Here is an 18,497-nt window from a genome sequence, read left to right on the forward strand (position 1 = left end):
TGTTCATGCCGGTGGCGGTGGCGCCGGGTTCAGCGCATTCGGGCATAGCTCGCTTTGCACAATGTCCAGGTACACCTGTGGGGCAGGAGCGGGTGCCACGCCATGGCCCCAGGGGAAGGAATTGCCCACCTCTTCGGGCGGGACGCCGTTGTGTAGATCCCGGCACGCCTGGTGACCGGCCTGAATCACGTATGGTTCGGCGTCCTTGTGGATGAAGACTCCCGCGGCGCGCAGGCTGTCCAGGAAGGTGTGGTCATTCGCCTGGGCGATGCCCGCGCTAAACGGGCTACCCACTGACATTCCGACAGCAGCGATCCCGATGACGACCCTGGTGCGGAGCTTGTCCATCCTTGTGTCCTTCCGGTCACCAGCATTATTGCCATGGGGATGGGCCCCGCATTGGCGAATGCCCGAAACGGCCCAAGCGGTTCCGTCATTAGCTGATCGGGCGCGACGGTGGTGACTACCATGCGAACAGACTCGGCTGGACGGGCTAGGGCGGTGCACATCGTGGACAGAGCGTGGCCCGGAGCTGTTGGCGTGGATGCCGCCGAACTCGCGGAGTTGGAATTTTTCGCGGGCAGTTCGACTGGTGCACTTGCTCCGCTGGCGGGGCTGCTCTCACCGCTGCGGGCGGCTGCCGGAGCAGTGCTGATGCGCCAGCGTGAGCCAGCCGACTGGTTCCTGCTCGTGGGCTCGGGTAGCGGTGAAGTCATCCACGCCGGGAACGGCGGAAGTTCCGTCGTCGCGCATCTGGTACCCGGCACGGTAGTTGGCGAAATCGCACTATTGCGGGGGACGGCCCGCACGGCGACCGTCGTGGCCACCCAACAGGTCCAGGGCTGGTCCGGCGGCCGCGACGCATTCGCCACGATGCTCGAAATCCCGGGTGTCTCCGAGTCATTGGTGTGGACGGCGCGTCAGCGGCTGGCCACCTTCGTCACGCCGATACCGGTGCGCCTGCGCGATGGTGCGGAGTTCTACCTGCGGCCCATCTTGCCCGGCGACAGTCAGCGCCTGGCGCGGCTGTCCCCACGCACGGTGTACCGCCGGTTTATGGGAGTGCCGGGTAAGCGGATGATCACCTATCTATTCGAGGTCGACTATCTCGAACATTTCGCGTGGGCCCTCACCGACGAGCCTGACGGTCTCGTCGTCGCCGATGCCCGATTCATCCGGCACACCGATGAACCCGACTGCGCCGAGCTGGCGTTCACAGTGGGTGACGACTATCAGGGCCGCGGGATCGGGACACTACTGATGGAGGCGTTGTCGGTGTCCGCGCATGCCGGCGGGGTGCGCCGATTCACTGCCTCGGTCCTCGCGGAGAACCACGCGATGCGCAGCATTCTGAACAGGTACGGTGCGCGCTGGGAATCGGATGGGCCGGGCGTGGTCACGACGATCCTCGATGTGCCGCGCACGAGGGATCTGAATCTTTCCCCGCGGGTGTCCATACAGATCGATGTCGCTACCCGGCAGATGGTGCAGGCGTTGTGCTGAGGTGAACCAGCGCTCGCGCAGGAATCGGATCTGTGATTTGGGAATTTGGTGACCGGTGGCTCCGATGGGGGTTCCGGAAATGTACTTGCTTGTGCAGTAACGGTTCGACTCGCCGAATCCGGACGAAGCGAGGGGCAGCCAGCGCCCTAGCCGGCCTTGTCGATGGGGATCACTCCGGCTCTTTGACCGCCTGGCGCTAGGTCAGCTCACCGAGTTCTGTCTCGGCAACCTTGGCTGACTGGGTGTCGGCTGGTCATGTCGGGTTGGATCTTGGTGTCACGTGCCCCCAAGGGGGTGCCGTCAACCTTGTTTGCCCTCTGTATCTACGCGATCTTGGCTTATTGATTATGCTGGGCTGATTGTTGGGTCGCAATTCATGTTGTGGTTGCGGATGTCGGGAGGGTGAACCGTCGTTGAGTGCCGTGAACCGTGATGTGACCGAGGCGGCGAGCGTGCTGGCATGCCGTGATCTGACTCATTCCAGCGAACCCCAGGCTGCACCTGTCCCCGAGGCTCCGTCCACCGGCGATACCGCACGCCGGGTCGCGGCTGTTTTCGCTGGGGCGGTGTTGGTGGTGGCGGCGGTCACTGGTCTGCACGGCCTGTATCGGGCAGGTGGCGATGTCGTCGCGTGGAGTGTGTGGGTCGTGGAACTGCTGGCGGGGATGACAGCGCTCGGTGGCGGAATCAAGCTCATCGCGTGGGGTATCAAGCCCGCGATCACGGCAGTGTCTGTTGCCGGTAAGCACCGGTTGGCTGAGCCGGTGCAGGCCGTGATTGCTGCTGTTGCGGTGATCGCCGGGGCGCTGGGTATGTGGTGGACGCTGCGTGGCGGCTATGCCGAGTGGTGGCAACACCTTTCAGGCGAAACCAGCTGGACACTGCTGCTCGGTATCGGACAGATGCTGATGGCCGTCCTTGCCGGAGCGGCCCTGTTCACAGGCGGTAAGTACCTCACCGGCCTGGCCACAGAGGTTTTGACCGATGCCGGGATGCTCGGGGCACGCGACCGCACTCCCGGTAGCGAAGGGGCTGGCGCGCACCGTAACCAGTCCCGCACGGACCGGGACGAGTCGGTGTGGCATCCGGGTCTGGTGGCCGCACTGATCGGTGGCGGTTTGGGGTTGGTACTGCTGACCGCCGGGATCACGCCCCGGCTGTATGTGTGGATTACCGGTCCGGATGTGTTGCCTGCTGTCGCTGCGATTGTCGCGGTGTTGGTTTGGGGTGTGGGGGCCAATCTGGGGTGGTGGAAAGGTCTTGCGGGTCTGTGGCAGTGGGCTACTGATGCTTCGCATAAGGCGGCCGCGACGTCGGGGGTTGTTGCGTTGTTGATGTTCTCGGCGGGTGGATTGGGTTTGGGCTGGTTTACTCCGGCCACGGTGCCCCAAGCGCATGCGCAGTGTCCGCCGGATTGTGGGGGTGGTTCGAACGGGTCTGGTTCGTATGGGCCGGATGCTTCGCAGTTTCAGCCGCCGCAGATGCCCGGTCAGATGCCGGATTATCAGGGTGGGATCAATCAGCCGGCGCTGGACCAAAACAGCTCGATCTCGATCTACAACACGCAGGCTCCGTCGGTCAGTAATAACGGGGTTCAGGGGTCTAGTGGGCAGCAGGGACCACAGCAGAGCTGGGATCAGCCCGCGCATGGCACTCAAATCCCGGATTATCAAAATGCCGCCCCGTATACGCAGGGACCGGGCAGGCCGAATCCGGATTTCAATCCGGGATCGCAAGGCGGGCAAGCCAACCCTGGATCTGATGCGGGATCGCAAGGTGGGCAGCCGAATCAGGGCGCACAGCAGCCTGTGCAACAACCGCAACAGGCATCGCAACAACCGACGCAACAAGATGCTGGGCAGCAGCCCAACCAATCGCCGGATCAGTCCTCCGATCAGCAGAAGATCGACGATCTGACGCGTCAGCTGCAGGAGAAGCAGCAGCAGTCCAGTCAGGATCGTCAACGCATTGATGATCTGACCAAACAGCTGCAGCAGCAGGGTCAGCAGAGGCAGAACGGCAATCAGAAGCTGCCGAAAGCCCCGTCCAAGGACAAAAAGCAGGACGACAAGGACCAGCAAGATCGCGACGATCAGTCCGGTGATAATGATCTGTCCGCGCTGTTGCTCGGTGCGGCCTCCACGCGGCGCCGCAAGCAGGACGAGCAAGACTCGTCTGACCAACAACAGCCGCAAGGCCCCGATACCCAGGCGCTGGCTCAAGATGGTGCGCAGCTGGGTCAGTCGCTGCCCGGTGATATCGCCAATACCGTCTCTGACAGTGTGAATTTGGGGCAGTCGGCGGGGTCGGCGGCACAAAACTTCGGCTCGGCTGCCCAGGCGGGGGCGTCGCTGGCTTCTAGCGCTCAGTCGGGTGCGGTCAACCCGATGGACGCTGTTGCGTTGGTACAAGGGGTTTCTGGAGGGATCAGCGACACCGCTGACGCGGTGGGCTCGGGTGCCTCGATTGCCTCCACCTGGCTCAATAACGCCGGGCAGGGCGCACAACTGGCCGCCGATGCCAACCCGCAGCTCAAGGCCGAGGCCGAGCAGGCGCAGCAGCTCACCCAGGCCGGTGGTCAGGTCGCCGACCTGACCGGCAAGGTCGCAGGCGGTGTCTCCCAGGTCTCCGGGATGGTCAACACCGCATCCAGCCTGGGCACATCCGGTATGCCCGACACCTCGGATGTGGGGGATGCCACCGATGCACTCTCGGGGACTGCGACCGCTGTCAACGGGCCCGGCGATGTCCCCAAACCCACGCCTCCCACGCCCTCGCAGCCCTCTTCTGCCAGTCAGTTACTGGGCAACATGGTCGGTGGGCCCCAGCAGCCGACCCAACCTGCCGCGCCGGGTAATCCCAATGCGGGGAGCCTGCAAGGAATTCTCCAGCCGTCACCTTCAGCAGATGCCGTGCAGAAGCAACTCGATCTGGTCAACCAAGCCCAGGACCGCGTCAAGCAGGCCCAGTCCGTGGTGGATCAATCTGCGGCGCAGGTCTATATGTCGCCCCAGAATGCTCCCGGCCCCGATGATGTGAAGCGGCAGGGCCAAGCACTGTTCGATGCCCGCCGTGAACTCACCGACCAGACCCTTGCGCTCACGGAAATGAATCAGCGACTGATCGATAACGGTCAACCGCCGATTCAGATACCGCTGCTTCCCGACAATGTGTCTCGGCAAGCCTTCCCGCCGGAACCGTCTAAGGCTCAGGAGTTTTCGGGCGCATGGTCTGAATTCAGCAAGAGCACCTACGGGATCGTCCCTGATATTCCTACGGACATTCGCACGGCGACCAACTTTGACCAAGCATCAGGTGCCGATAAGGCTGCTCTCGCACTGGACGGTATGGCTATCGTGCCCGGCCTCGGCGCGATAGGACGCGGACTTAAAGGCATCGAAGGCATCCGAGGCGGCGAGGCCGCCATCCGCGCTGCGGACGACATACCTCTGCCGTCCAAACCCGTCGGCACGTCGGTCGTAACCGACATCACAAAACAGGGCGGACAAGCCGTCTACCAGGGGCTCGACAACCTCGGACGACCCACTGGCATCACCGCACGCATCACCCCAGACATGATCGGCACCGGCGCTAAAGCGGGCAAAGCGAAACCACCTGGGTGGGTGGATAACAGTGGCTTCGCTCGGGGGCACTTGTTTGCAAGACAGCTGGGCGGAGGAAAAGAATCCGAGAACATCGTCACGTTAATCCAGCGTCCGGTGAATGCGCCTGTAATGAGTGGATTTGAGGGTGCGGTACGCACGGCGGTCGAAGGCACTAAGGATGTGCCGGGTCAAATAGTGAACTATACGGTGACGCCGCTATACAAGGGCAGCGAGTTAATGCCCGCAGCCGTACAAATCATCGCTAAAGGCGAAGACGGATTTAATCTTGCCGTCACCATATTGAACAGGTAGCCTGGAGAATGCACACGTCCGCTCCGATGGAGGAATATTCCGGATGGCCTTGATAGAAGATTTGACCGCCCTAGTTGCACCTCCACACGCTGCTAGCCGTGTGGCTAGGGATTGGGAGGCTATCGATGCTCATTTGGGGTTCGTAACGCCGCCTGACTATCGTGAGATCGTTGAAACGTATGGTTCCGGCAAGTTCGATGATTTCCTCATGGTGCTTATGCCCCAAGATGGCAATATCCACCTTGACCTTGGTTCGCAAATTTCAGGATGGCGCGATGCTCTTAGGATGTCCCTAGACAGCGAGAAGTTGCTAGGCGTACCACCTGCGGTGGTGCCTTATCCAATTGAATCGCTTACTGCTTGTGCGTATACAGATAATGGTGATGTCGTCTACTGGTTAACGAACGAATCGGCAGATTCGAATAAATGGCCGGTTGTTATCCAGGCTACGCGAGATAACGAGTGGGATAAATTTGATGGATCGTTGCTTGAATTCCTAGTCTCGGTTTTCGGTAGAACGTATGTCTGCCCCATTTTTTCAGATGATTTCCCAGAACAAGATGGCAGCTATTTCACGCCGTCAGCCTAAGCCCGCGTTTGTGCCTGCGATGTGGTTTATCCCGAGGCCAGCGTGGCTACGCGGGCATTACATGCGCGGTTGTTCGGCCCCCAGTCCGCGTAGCTGTGTGTCTGTTTCGGTGAGCGCGTCGTGCACGTACCCGTAGGAATGGCCGTGTGCGGCAGCTGGGGGGCGGATGCTGCGCCAGCTTCATGGGCGGCTTTCAGCGAGAAATATCCTTCTACCAGCGCCCCCGGCAGGAATCGAACCTGCGACCTAGGGATTAGAAGGCCCTTGCTCTATCCAACTGAGCTACGGAGGCATGCGGCGCTAGCCGGACGGGAGTCTATCGAACCGGTGGCGGTGTGGATCGCATCTCGCCATACCCTTGACTGGTGACCACAGCTCCCACCGCCCGGAAGACCGATTCGCCGATCTGGACAATCGTCGTCGGTCTCGCGGTACTGGCGGGCCTGGTCGCTGCCACCATCGGCGCGTTGTCTCTCGCGGAAGCCCTGCTCGCGACCGGTCTGCCCAACCCTGGCCCCGTAACCTCCTATGGTCTGCCGTTCGTGCGCGCGGCCGCGGAAATCGCCGCCGTAGTTGCCGTCGGCGCGTTTCTGCTGGCGGCTTTTTTCGTGCCGCCACAGACCAGCGGGGTGCTCGACGTGGACGGATATCGCGCGCTGCGCCTCGGCACGGCCGCCGCGACGGTACTCGCGGTGCTCTCCGCCGTCATGGTGCCGCTGTCAGTGTCCGACGTGTCCGGTCAGCCGCTCAGCGATTTCGGTCCGGGAGAGCTGTGGACATTGGCAAGTGAGATCGAAACGGTGAATGCCTGGCGCTGGATGGCCTTCATCGCCGCCGGCGTCGCGATCACCAGCCGTGTGGTGCTGCGCTGGTCGTGGACCCCGCTGCTGGTACTCGGATCGGTGGCCACGCTGATGCCGCTGGCCCTCGTGGGGCATTCGGCCACCGGTGGCGCTCACGACCTGGGCACCAACAGCCTCATCATCCATTTGGTGTCGGCGGCACTATGGGCGGGCGGGCTGGTTTCGCTGCTCATCCACGCGCTGCGCGGCGGCGGGCACCTCGATGTGGCGGCGCGCCGATTCTCCATGCTGGCGCTGTGGTGTTACGTCGCCATCGGCCTTAGCGGAATCATCAACGCCCTGATCCGGGTGCAGCTTTCAGACCTGTTTACCACCCGCTACGGCTGGCTGCTGATGGGCAAGGCCACGGCGCTGCTGCTCTTAGGCGTGCTGGGGTATCTGCAACGGCGTTCGGCGATAACGGCACTGGATGAGGACCCCGAGAACCGGCAGCCACTGATTCGGCTGGCCGGAGTGGAAGCCATCATCTTCGCGGTCACCTTCGGCATCGCCGTCGGGTTGGGGCGCACCCCGCCTCCGCCGCCGGTCAACCTCAATCCATCCCCGGTCGAGGTTGCCATCGGATACAACCTCGATGGTCCGCCGACGCCGGGCCGGCTGATGTTCGATTGGCGCTTCGACCTCATCTTCGGAACGGCCGCCATCGTTTTCGCTATCGCGTATGTCGTGGGTGTGCGTCGCCTCAAGCAACGTGGTGACGAATGGCCCATCGGGCGCACCATTTCGTGGCTATTCGGCTGCGGCTTCTTGCTGATCGCCACCTCATCGGGTGTCGGCCGGTACATGCCCGCCATGTTCAGCATGCACATGGTCGCGCACATGATGCTCTCGATGTTGGTGCCGGTGCTGCTGGTACTGGGTGGTCCCGTCACGCTGCTGCTGCGGGTGCTGCCCGCGGCAGGCAAGAGTGATCCGCCCGGACTGCGCGAGTGGGTCCAATTGGCGTTGCACAGTAAGTTCTCTCGCTTCTTGACCCATCCGTTGGTGGCGACCTCGTTGTTCATCGGCGGGTTCTACGGCCTCTACCTCAGCGGGCTGTATGACGCCGCCGTCGACGTGCACGCGGCGCACCTGGCGATGAATCTGCACTTCCTGCTCAGCGGCTACCTGTTCTATTGGGTGGTCATCGGCATCGACCCGTCGCCGCGCCGTCTGCCCCCGGTCGCGAAGCTGGGCATCGTGCTGGTCTCGCTGCCGCTGCATGCCTTTTTCGGGGTCATCCTGATGGGCACGAAATCGATTCTCGGCGAGAAGTTTTACAGCAACCTGGCATTGCCATGGAGGATCGACCTGGCCGCCGACCAGCACATGGGGGGCGCCATCACCTGGGCAACGGGCGAGCTGCCATTGATGGTGGTGATGATCGCCCTGGTGGTCCAGTGGTCACGCTCGGATGAGCGCCTGGCCCGCCGCCAGGATCGCGCCGCCGACCGCGATGACGACGCGGACCTGGCCGCCTACAACGCCATGCTCGCGAAAATGGCCCAGCACAACGAGAAAACGCGCGGTTAGACCGCTCCGGCCGCGATGGCTGCTGGCCAGCTGCCGTGCTCGCTGATGTCGACGCCGGCCTGTGCGGCGGCACCGTCGCATCCAAAGCCGGTGCGCCACAAGCCGTCATCACATTCGACCTTGCCCAGCAGCATCGGTTCAGGCAGCTGCGCGAGGAAGGTGCCCAGCGCGGCGGGGGAGAGGCGCCAGACCTCGCCGCCGATGCTCACGCCGTTCTCCTCGGAGCGGGTAAGGCCCGGTTTGGGTGGCGTGGTGCGCAGCGCCGACATCCGGTACTTCGTCGCGGTGCGGATCGGGCCGACCCACCGTGCGCCCAGGTCGGTGAGTTGAAACTCCAGCGGGCCGCCTTTGAGATGTGCGCCGAACACCGCAAGTTCATGGGACAGCGTGATCGCGGCAGGCCAAACATCTTGTCCCGCAGGTGCTCCGGTAGCGAGCGCGGCGATGTCGAAGGCGACCGCATCATCGAATGCCCGCGCGATAACCGTCACGCCAAACTGGGCGTCGCCCGCGGTTCCGGCGGGCACCGACACCGCGCACAGATCGAACAGGTTGCAGAAGTTGGTGTAGGTCCCCATGGTCGCGTTGACGCCGATGGGGTTGGCATTCACCTGCTCGATCGTGGGATGTAGCGGTGCTGTCGGCACCAGTAATGCATCCGCACCCGCCAGCGAGGTCATGGCCTGCTCGCGTAGGCGCTGCACCTCGGCGCGGTCGTGGACCAGGCGATGCGCCGGGATATCGCGTGCACCGGAAATGATCTGTGCAACAGTGGGATCCAGCGATGCCTCGGGGTGGGCGTCGATGAACTCGCCCACCGCGGCATAACGCTCGCTGACCAGCGCGCCCTCGTACAGCAGCTTCGCGGCAGCCAGGAACGGGGTGAGATCGATCTCGATGATGGTCGCGCCGGCGGCGCGCAGATCGTCGACGGCTCCGCGAAACGCGTTACACCACACCTCGTCCAGGGCGGGCAGCTCGCGCGGGACGGCGATCGTGGGTTGCGGCGGAGCGGCCAGCCGGGTGTTGGCGGGCCAAAGCCGGGGCCCCGCCGCCGCGCCCATCGCGGCCATCGCCGCGTTGGCGGTGGTTAGGGAGGGGGCGAAAATGGTTACACAATCGTAGGATTCGCATGCCGGAACCACGCCTTCGGTCGAGATGACGCCGACTGTTGGTTTGATGCCGACAATGCCCTGCAGCCCCGCCGGCACGCGGCCGGAACCGGCGGTGTCGGTGCCGATCGCGATATCGGCCTGTCCGGTGGCGACGGCCACGGCGGATCCCGAACTGGAACCGCCGCTGATGTACTCGGGACGGCGGGAGTCCGATACCGCGCCATACGGGGAGCGCGTGCCCACCAGCCCGGTCGCGAACTGGTCCAGGTTGGTCTTGCCCACCACCACGGCGCCTGCCGCACGCAGCGCCGCGACGGCCGGCGCATCCTGATCGGGTACGTATGCGTACTCGGGGCAGGCGGCGGTAGTCGGCACGCCGCCCACGTCCACATTGTCCTTGACCGCCAGCCGTACACCGGCCAACGGCCCTGATGAGGCCTCCAATTCGGCAGCGATGTCATCCTCGGGGCGGCGCATGATCCAAACCGTCATGTCAAGCAAGGTACGGGTGCCCTGACCCATCGGCCACTTATCCCCAATCCAATGTTCATCCACAACCACCGTCCGGACGTGCCCACGTCTGTCGGCGGGTGTCGGTGTCGCCGGGGTTACTGGAGTCACCAAGAGCACCCGCCAGTGGTGCGGAGACAGAGATACAGAGACAGGTAAGAAAGGGCACGGACCATGTTTGAAACTCCAGTGACTGTGATCGGTTCCATCGTCGGGGACCTCAAGCGGCGCCAGGTCGGATCCGACGAGATGATCAAATTCCGCGTCGCCAGCAACGCGCGCCGACGGCGCGAGGACGGCAGTTGGGTGAATTCGAACTCCCTCTTCATCAACGTCACGTGCTGGGGCCGACTGGTTACCGGCGTCGGCGCTGCGCTGGGAAAGGGGGCGCCGGTGATCGTGCACGGTCATCTGCACACCAGCGAGTTCGAAGACAAGGACGGCAACCGTCGTCAGGTGACGGAAATGAAAGCGATCGCGGTGGGGCCGGACCTGTCGCGGACCATCGCCCGGATCGAGAAGGTCGGGTACACCGGCAAGCCGGACGATGCCGAGGCGGCCGAGCAACCCGATCCCGGTGCCGAGGAATCGGCAGTAGTGCAGCCGGAAGGGGGCGAGAGCAGCGAAGAGTCGGTGAACCTGCGGTTGAGCGCTTAACCCAGGGCTGACACCGGCGACTGCGTGGTCGCCTCTCACCTAGGATGGTTCGGGCAGCTCAGCAGAACGGTCGTGAGCTGCGGCGAAAGAACTTAGAGGAGAGGCGACAGCGCGGCATGGCTGAGTACATCTACACGATGATGAAAGTCCGCAAGGCGCATGGCGACAAGGTGATCCTCGACGATGTCACCCTGAACTTCCTGCCCGGCGCAAAGATTGGTGTGGTCGGCCCGAACGGCGCCGGTAAGTCCAGCGTCCTGAAGATCATGGCCGGTCTGGACAAGCCGAACAATGGCGAGGCGTTTCTGGCCAACGGGGCCAGTGTCGGGATCCTGCAGCAGGAGCCGCCGCTGGACGAGACCAAGACGGTGCGCGAAAACGTCGAGGACGGCGTGGCCGTCAAGGCCAAGCTCAACCGGTACAACGAGGTCGCTGAGCTGATGGCCACCGACTACTCCGATGAGCTCATGGAAGAAATGGGCAAGCTCCAGGAGGAACTGGACGCCGCGGACGCCTGGGATATCGACTCCCAGCTGGAGCAGGCGATGGATGCGCTGCGCTGCCCGCCGCCGGACGAGCCGGTGACGCACCTGTCCGGTGGCGAGCGCCGCCGGGTGGCGCTGTGCAAGCTGTTGCTGTCGAAGCCAGACCTGCTGCTGCTCGATGAGCCCACCAACCACCTGGACGCCGAGAGCGTGCTGTGGCTTGAGCAGCACCTGGCTACTTACCCGGGTGCCATCCTGGCCGTGACTCACGACCGATACTTCCTGGACAACGTGGCCGAGTGGATCCTCGAGCTGGACCGTGGTCGTGCCTACCCCTATGAGGGCAACTACTCCACCTACCTGGAGAAGAAGGCAGAGCGTATCGCCGTGCAGGGGCGCAAGGACGCCAAGCTGCACAAGCGCCTGCAGGAAGAGCTCGCGTGGGTGCGCTCGGGCGCCAAGGCGCGGCAGGCCAAGAACAAGGCTCGTCTGCAGCGATACGAGGAGATGGTCACCGAGGCGGAGAAGACCCGGAAGCTCGACTTCGAGGAAATCCAGATCCCCACCGGCCCGCGACTGGGCAATGTGGTGGTCGAGGTCGAACACCTCGACAAGGGTTTCGAGGGCCGCGCCCTCATCAAGGACCTCTCGTTCACGCTGCCCCGCAACGGCATCGTCGGCGTGATCGGCCCCAACGGTGTCGGCAAGACCACCCTGTTCAAGACCATCGTCGGGCTGGAGAACCCCGACGGCGGCGAGGTCAAGGTGGGCGAGACCGTCAAGTTGAGCTATGTCGACCAGAGTCGCGCCGGGATCGATCCCAAGAAGAACGTCTGGGAGGTCGTTTCCGACGGGCTCGACCACATTGTGGTCGGCCAGAATGAAATGCCTTCGCGGGCATATGTTTCGGCCTTTGGCTTCAAGGGCCCGGATCAGCAGAAGCCGGCGGGCGTGCTTTCCGGTGGTGAGCGCAACCGTCTGAACCTGGCCCTCACTCTCAAGCAGGGCGGCAACCTGATCCTGCTCGACGAGCCCACCAACGACCTGGACGTCGAGACCCTGGGCTCACTGGAGAACGCGCTTGAGCAGTTCCCCGGCTGCGCGGTGGTCATTTCACACGACCGGTGGTTCCTGGACCGCACCTGTACGCACATCCTGGCTTGGGAAGGAAGCGACGATAACCCCGCTTCTTGGTTCTGGTTCGAGGGCAACTTCCAGGCGTACGAAGAGAACAAAGTCGAACGTTTGGGTATCGATGCGGCCAGACCGCACAGAGTTACCCACCGCCGCCTGACGCGCGACTAGGGTGAAGTTGCGTGCCGAAACCCGGTACGCAACCTCGGCCAGGAGCGTTCTGCGTGACTGTTAATACAGGGACCACCACTTCCGAAAACACGCCATCCGCCAATGGATCTGGCGTACCGACGATCGAGGCGCTGACGGCTGCGTTCAGCGGCGCCCGGTACATGGGGGAGATGGACTGGGACGAGCCGCTGGAACCTGACGGTCACGCCGCCCCCGCCGCTCCACCGGTGCGGGAGGCGCTCATGCGTGCGCTGCTGCGGTTGGCCGCGCGGCGCCAGCCGCACGAGATCGCGATGGCGACCTACCGCAACGGCGACGACGCGGGACTCGGTACCGCCCTGCAGTTGGTCACCGACTACACGCCGTTGCTGACCGAGTCCATCACCGTGCTACTGCGCAGGCAGGGCGTGGCCATCGTCGACCTGATGGACCCCGTCTTCTCCGTGGAGCGCGCTGCCGATGGGACACTGCTCTCGGCGGCCCCGGTCGACCATCCGCAAAGCGACACGGCGCCCAATGCCGAGTGCTGGATTCATCTGCAGCTGCCGCCGTCCATCGACGCCGAGCGGCTGGCATTCATCGAGACCCAGCTGCCGCACACGCTGGAAGACGGCAGCCACGTCGCCGCCGACACCGACGCCATGCGCGACGCGGTGATCGAACTGGCCAGTGATCTGGACGCCGCGCCCGGCAACGCCAGGTTTTCCTCGGCCGAGCTGACAGAGGTCGCGAATCTGTTGCGCTGGCTGGTCGACGGGAACTTCACGCTGCTGGGATACCAGCGGTGCACCGTCGAGAACGGGCACGCCACCGTCGATGAGTCGAGCCGGTTGGGGCTGCTCAAGCGCCGCGAAGAGGTGCTCCCACAGCTCACCCACAACGATCAGCTGCTGGTGCTCGCGCAGGCCACCACACCCACCTACCTGCGGTATGCCATCTACCCGAATATTGTGGTGATTCGGCAGGACAACGGCAGCGGGCCGGCCATCGAGCACCGGTTGGTCGGGGTCTTCACCGTTGCCGCGATGAATGCCGATGTGCTCGCCATCCCGGTGGTTTGCGATCGCGTACACCAAGTACTTGGCCGCTCGGATGCCACCCAGGATTCGTTGGCCGGTCACATGTTGATCGAGTTCATGCAGAACCTGCCTCGCGCAGAGCTGTTCGCATCCAGCGTGGACAGGCTTTACGACATCGTCACCGCATCCAGAAACATTGGGGCGCACCCAGGTTCGCTGCTCTTTCTGCGGGCCGATGAGCTGGGCAATTTTGTGACCGCGCTGGTGTACCTGCCGCGTGACCGCTACACCACCACCGTGCGGCTCGCCATGCAGGACACGCTGGTGCGAGAGCTTGGCGGCACCGGGATCGACTACACCGCGCGTGTCAGCGAATCACCCTGGGCATTGGTTCATTTCACTGTGCGGTTGCCGGAAAACAGCCCGCACAACAGCATCGACACCTCCGAAGCCAACCGGGTCCGCATCCAGGGGTTGCTGACCCAGACCACCCGCACCTGGAGCGATCGTCTGGTCCGGGCGGTACGCCCCGACTCACCGATCGACAGGGCATGTGCCGAGCGCTATTCCGTCATCCTGCCGGAGGTCTTCAAACAGAACGTCCCGCCCGCCGAGGCCATCGCCGATATCGCCAGAATCGAAGGACTGCAAGAGGACTCCATCGATCTTGCCTACGACGCCGACGAGTTGGGCACCGGTGTGCTCAGCATGTATCTGGGTGGCCGGTCGGCATCACTGAGCCAGGTGCTGCCGGTGCTGCACAGCATGGGTGTCGACGTGCTGGAGGAACGCCCATATCACTTCACCCGGCCCGACGGCCTCGCGGTCTCGCTGTACGCCTTCCGCATCGTGGTGCACCCGGCGATCGCACGCACCTTCGACGCCGAGGGCACCGCGCGCCGCGCCGACCTGCTCACCCGCGCCATTGATGCCGTCTGGCATGGCCGCGTCGAAACCGACAGGTTCAACGAGCTGGTGCTGCGTGCCGGGCTTACCGCCGGCCAGATCACCATCCTGCGCGGATACGCCAAGTACCTACGTCAGGCCGGTTTCCCCTACAGTCAAGCGCATATCGAAACGGTGCTGGCCGACAACTCCCAGACCGCACGCGATTTCGTGGAGCTGTTCGAGGCCCGGTTTGATCCGGAGAGCACCGACGACACCATCGCCGACGCCAAGGCTGCGCAGGTACTCGCCGAGATCGACAAGGTGGTCAGCCTGGACACCGACAGGGTGCTGCGCGCCTTCTTCGGCTTGATCCAGGCCACTCTGCGCACCAATTACTTTGTGAAAAAGGAGGACTCGGCGCGCGCCAAGGGCGTGCTGTCCTTCAAGCTCAATCCGCGTGAAATCGCCGAGCTGCCCGAACCGCGTCCTCGCTTCGAGATCTTCGTGTACTCGCCGCGGGTGGAGGGTGTGCACTTGCGGTTCGGTCCGGTGGCGCGCGGCGGCCTGCGCTGGTCCGACCGTCGCGAGGACTTCCGCACCGAGATCCTGGGGCTGGTCAAGGCGCAGGCGGTGAAAAACGCCGTCATCGTGCCGGTCGGCGCCAAGGGCGGGTTCGTCGTCAAGAATCCTCCCGCCGTCACCGGAGACGCGGCCGCAGACCGTGACGCGTTCCGCGCGGAGGGTGTCGAGTGCTACCGGCGCTTCATCAGCGGCCTACTCGACATCACCGATAACCGCGATCGCACCACCAACGCGGTGGTGCCGCCCGAAGGGGTGCGGCGCCGCGACGGGGACGACCCGTATCTCGTGGTGGCGGCCGATAAGGGCACCGCCACCTTCTCCGACATCGCCAACGATGTCGCGCTGTCCTACGGATTCTGGCTCGGCGACGCGTTCGCATCCGGCGGCTCCGTCGGGTACGACCACAAGGCGATGGGCATCACCGCGCGGGGCGCCTGGGAAAGTGTCAAGAGGCACTTCCTGGAAATAGGGATCGACACCCAGACGCAGGATTTCACCGTTGTCGGGGTCGGCGATATGAGTGGCGATGTGTTTGGCAACGGCATGCTGCTGTCTCAGCACATCAAGCTGGTCGCCGCCTTCGACCACCGGCATATCTTCTTGGACCCCAACCCCGATCCCGCGTCCTCCTGGGCCGAACGCAAGAGGATGTTCGCACTGGAGCGCTCCAGTTGGGCCGACTACAACTCGGCACTGATCAGCGCCGGCGGTGGTGTCTACAGCAAGGAACAGAAGTCGATCCCGATCAGTCCCGAGGTGCGAGATGTCCTCGGCCTCGACAGCGATGTCGTGGAGATGACGCCGCCGCAGCTTGTGCGCGCCATCCTGCTCGCCCCGGTCGATCTGTTCTTCAACGGCGGCATCGGTACCTATGTCAAGGCCGAGAGTGAATCGCAGGCCGACGTGGGCGACAAGGCTAATGATGCCGTCCGCGTCAACGGAAACCAGGTGCGTGCCAAGGTGATCGGTGAAGGCGGCAACCTGGGCCTGACATCGCGGGGTCGCATCGAATTCGAGTTGAACGGCGGACGGGTCAATACCGACGCGCTAGACAACTCCGCGGGTGTGGATTGCTCCGACCACGAGGTCAACATCAAGATTCTGATCGACTCTCTGGTGAGCGCCGGCAAGATCGAGGCTTCCGAGCGGACGGCCCTGCTGGAATCGATGACCGACGATGTGGCCACGCTGGTGCTGGCGGACAATGAATCCCAGAACAATCTCATGGGCACCAGCCGCGCAAACGCGGCCTCGCTGCTGAGCGTGCACGCCCGCCAGATCGCCTACTTGGTCAATGAGCGTGGCCTCGACCGCGAGTTGGAGGCGCTGCCCTCCGAAAAGGAGATCGACCGCCGGGCGGCGCTGGGGATCGGTTTGACCTCACCGGAACTGGCCACGCTGATGGCACACGTCAAGCTCGGGCTCAAGGATGATCTGCTGGCCAGTGACGCCCCGGACCAAGAGGTCACCCTGCGGCGCATGGTGCACTACTTCCCGGACGTGCTGCGTGAGCGATTCGACGCGGAGATCCGCCAGCATCCGCTGCGCAAGGAGATCTACGCCACCATGCTGGTCAACTCCGTGGTCGACTGCGGCGGAATCACCTACGTGTACCGGCTTTTCGAGGATGCCGGGACTGGCTCGGTGGACGGACTCAAGACGTACGTCGCCGTCGAAGCCATCTTTGGCCTGCGTTCGCTGTGGGACCGTATCCGTCACGCCGATGTGCCGGTTGCGGTTTCGGATCGGCTGACGCTGGACATGCGGCGTCTGTTGGATCGGGCATCCCGCTGGCTGATCAGTTACCGGCCGCAACCCCTTGCGGTCGGCGCCGAGATCAACCGCTTCGCCGAGGGCATCGCCGAGCTGAGCCCGAAGCTCACCACGTGGCTGCGCGGCCACGACCTGGAGATCGTCACCAAGCAAACCGAAGACCTGGTGGCACTAGGTGTTCCGTTCGATCTAGCCAGTGATGTCGCCAGTTGCCTGTACGGATTCAGCCTGCTGGACATCATCGATATCGCCGACATCGCCGACCGTGATGGTGCCGAGGTGGCCGATCTGTACTTCACCCTTATGGACGATCTGCGGGTGGATGATCTGCTCACCGCCGTCTCGCAGCTGGAGCGCAATGACAGATGGCATTCCTTGGCCAGGTTGGCGATCCGCGACGACATCTACTCCTCGCTGCGGGCGCTCACCATGGACGTGCTGTCCGTGGGCGAACCCGATGAAACCGGTGAGCAGAAGATCGCAGAGTGGGAGTTCACCAACGCGTCGCGTCTGGAACGGGCCCGCGGCACGCTCGCGGAGATCTTCGCCGCGGGCGAGCCGGACCTGGCGACGTTGTCGGTGGCAGCACGCCAGATCAGAGGGATGATCAGGAGCAGTATCACCGGTCCTGCATGATGGTGGGATGAGCGTGAGCGAAGACCGCACGGCACAGGTGAGTTCTGAGAAGCCCGGCTATGTCGCGGCGGTACCGGTCCGCTGGTCCGATATCGACATGTACCAGCACGTTAACCACGCGACGATGGTGACGATCCTGGAAGAGGCGCGAGTGCCTTTCCTGCGTGACGTTTTTGGCGCTGAGATCACGACCACCGGTCTGCTCATCGCCGACGTGCATGTCAAGTACAAGGGGCAGGTGCGGCTGGCGGATTCGCCATTGCAGGTGACCATGTGGGTCTCGAAGATCCGTGCGGTGGACTTCACCATCAACTACGAGGTGCGTTCGGTCAATGCGGCGCCGGACTCCAAACCGGCAGTGATCGCGGATACCCAGTTGGTCACCTTCCACCTCGATAGCCAAACCCTGCTGCGTCTCACCGGCGCACATCGCGAGTACCTGCAACGGTGGACGCGGCCATGACCGAGGCCGCGCTACGAGTGCCGGACACTCACGACCGCAAGGACCTGGGGACGTTCCTGGCTCGGGTGTCACAGCTCGACGAGTCGGCCGTGGTGCGGCTGCGCGCTCGGGGTGATGGGCGGGTGGTTATCTGGGCCGCAACGCAGTTCGACGTGTTGGCCTGCCGTGCGGTGCGTGGTGAACTCAGAACCCCCGATATCACGGCGGCCGTCGACGAAGTACTGCGTGGTCTACAGAGCCCCGATGCCGATGGATACGTGCACACGGGATATCCGATGGATTCGGTGTGGCGCGGCGCGTTACCGGCAGACAACGGCTTTGAGTATCTCGACGACATCCCGGCACGGTCAGTGCTGGAACTGGCGCAGCGCGGGGGAGAGCTGGCACGCGAGCACGGCAGCGCCCACGGCCCGCCGGTATCGCTGCTTGATCAGTCGGTTGTCACGGTCGACGGAGTCGGCGGTCAGCAGGTGGACGTGCCTATGCGTTGCGTCTTTGCTTTAACGGCAATGGGTTTCATTCCGGCGAGTCCGGCGGAGGATGAGCCGGTACGGGTGCGGGCATTGCCGTCATGGTTGCGGCTGGACGCCCGCTTCGGCTCGGTGTACCGCCATCGGGCCGATCTATCGCTGCTGGTGCGCTAACGGCGGTGACCGATAAAGTCGGTCACCCGGCCAACT

11 protein-coding genes, 1 tRNA gene and 1 pseudogene are annotated in these 18,497 nt (G+C 63.8%); 9 read left to right on the forward strand and 4 right to left on the reverse strand.

Annotation, left to right across the window (positions count from 1 at the left end; genetic code table 11):
• Window positions 1–3: 3 nt before the first annotated feature.
• A complete protein-coding gene (locus MAB_RS08005) occupies window positions 4–348 on the reverse strand; it encodes a DUF732 domain-containing protein (protein WP_005074484.1) in 345 nt (114 codons plus the stop codon).
• Between the two features lie 192 nt (window positions 349–540).
• Between MAB_RS08005 and MAB_RS08010 the strand changes: the two genes are divergently transcribed.
• From MAB_RS08010 to MAB_RS08020, 3 genes are all read left to right on the forward strand, one after another.
• Complete coding sequence (locus MAB_RS08010; RefSeq protein ID WP_005098072.1) at window positions 541–1,503, forward strand: GNAT family N-acetyltransferase; 963 nt, start codon at window positions 541–543, stop codon at window positions 1,501–1,503.
• A 413-nt stretch (window positions 1,504–1,916) separates the two neighbouring features.
• The gene (locus MAB_RS08015) at window positions 1,917–5,420 is read left to right on the forward strand and encodes a DNA/RNA non-specific endonuclease (protein WP_005110155.1); all 3,504 of its coding nucleotides are present in this window, start codon (window positions 1,917–1,919) and stop codon (window positions 5,418–5,420) included.
• 43 nt (window positions 5,421–5,463) lie between these two features.
• Window positions 5,464–6,009, forward strand: a complete 546-nt coding sequence (locus MAB_RS08020) for an SMI1/KNR4 family protein (RefSeq protein WP_012296439.1) — start codon at window positions 5,464–5,466, stop codon at window positions 6,007–6,009.
• 26 nt (window positions 6,010–6,035) lie between these two features.
• Here MAB_RS08020 and MAB_RS25375 read toward each other — a convergent pair.
• Both MAB_RS25375 and MAB_RS08025 read right to left on the reverse strand, forming a co-directional pair.
• A pseudogene (locus MAB_RS25375) lies at window positions 6,036–6,239 on the reverse strand (helix-turn-helix domain-containing protein).
• Window positions 6,228–6,301 (reverse strand) — tRNA-Arg (locus MAB_RS08025). The pseudogene MAB_RS25375 and the gene MAB_RS08025 overlap by 12 nt, the downstream one beginning before the upstream one ends.
• Before the next feature lie 73 nt (window positions 6,302–6,374).
• On the opposite strand from MAB_RS08025, the gene MAB_RS08030 reads away from it, so the two are divergent.
• Window positions 6,375–8,384: a bifunctional copper resistance protein CopD/cytochrome c oxidase assembly protein gene (locus MAB_RS08030; RefSeq protein WP_005093101.1), complete on the forward strand. Its 2,010-nt coding sequence runs from the start codon at window positions 6,375–6,377 to the stop codon at window positions 8,382–8,384.
• Here the strand turns inward: MAB_RS08030 and atzF are convergent.
• A complete protein-coding gene (gene atzF / locus MAB_RS08035; RefSeq protein ID WP_005093102.1) occupies window positions 8,381–9,991 on the reverse strand; it encodes an allophanate hydrolase in 1,611 nt (536 codons plus the stop codon). The genes MAB_RS08030 and atzF overlap by 4 nt on opposite strands.
• 192 nt (window positions 9,992–10,183) lie before the next feature.
• Between atzF and MAB_RS08040 the strand changes: the two genes are divergently transcribed.
• From MAB_RS08040 to MAB_RS08060, 5 genes are all read left to right on the forward strand, one after another.
• Window positions 10,184–10,666, forward strand: coding sequence for a single-stranded DNA-binding protein (locus MAB_RS08040; RefSeq protein WP_005110156.1), 483 nt, complete (start codon window positions 10,184–10,186; stop codon window positions 10,664–10,666).
• A gap of 116 nt (window positions 10,667–10,782) precedes the next feature.
• A complete protein-coding gene (gene ettA / locus MAB_RS08045; protein ID WP_005084843.1) occupies window positions 10,783–12,456 on the forward strand; it encodes an energy-dependent translational throttle protein EttA in 1,674 nt (557 codons plus the stop codon).
• 227 nt (window positions 12,457–12,683) lie between these two features.
• On the forward strand, window positions 12,684–17,354 hold the full coding sequence (locus MAB_RS08050; RefSeq protein ID WP_005110157.1) for an NAD-glutamate dehydrogenase: 4,671 nt from the start codon (window positions 12,684–12,686) through the stop codon (window positions 17,352–17,354).
• A 7-nt stretch (window positions 17,355–17,361) separates the two neighbouring features.
• On the forward strand, window positions 17,362–17,817 hold the full coding sequence (locus MAB_RS08055) for an acyl-CoA thioesterase (protein ID WP_005060104.1): 456 nt from the start codon (window positions 17,362–17,364) through the stop codon (window positions 17,815–17,817).
• Window positions 17,814–18,461, forward strand: coding sequence for a DUF8185 domain-containing protein (locus MAB_RS08060; RefSeq protein ID WP_005110159.1), 648 nt, complete (start codon window positions 17,814–17,816; stop codon window positions 18,459–18,461). The genes MAB_RS08055 and MAB_RS08060 overlap by 4 nt, the downstream gene beginning before the upstream one ends.
• Window positions 18,462–18,497 lie beyond the last annotated feature (36 nt).

It is taken from the genome of Mycobacteroides abscessus ATCC 19977, assembly GCF_000069185.1.
Taxonomy (GTDB): domain Bacteria; phylum Actinomycetota; class Actinomycetes; order Mycobacteriales; family Mycobacteriaceae; genus Mycobacterium; species Mycobacterium abscessus.

Bases quoted from the DNA above. Each gene is read 5' to 3' on its own strand.
- MAB_RS08005 (WP_005074484.1), bottom strand. From the start codon at position 348: ATGGACAAGCTCCGCACCAGGGTCGTCATCGGGATCGCTGCTGTCGGA.
- MAB_RS08020 (WP_012296439.1), top strand. From the start codon at position 5,464: ATGGCCTTGATAGAAGATTTGACCGCCCTAGTTGCACCTCCACACGCT.
- atzF (WP_005093102.1), bottom strand. From the start codon at position 9,991: ATGACGGTTTGGATCATGCGCCGCCCCGAGGATGACATCGCTGCCGAA.
- MAB_RS08040 (WP_005110156.1), top strand. From the start codon at position 10,184: ATGTTTGAAACTCCAGTGACTGTGATCGGTTCCATCGTCGGGGACCTC.
- ettA (WP_005084843.1), top strand. From the start codon at position 10,783: ATGGCTGAGTACATCTACACGATGATGAAAGTCCGCAAGGCGCATGGC.
- MAB_RS08055 (WP_005060104.1), top strand. From the start codon at position 17,362: ATGAGCGTGAGCGAAGACCGCACGGCACAGGTGAGTTCTGAGAAGCCC.
- MAB_RS08060 (WP_005110159.1), top strand. From the start codon at position 17,814: ATGACCGAGGCCGCGCTACGAGTGCCGGACACTCACGACCGCAAGGAC.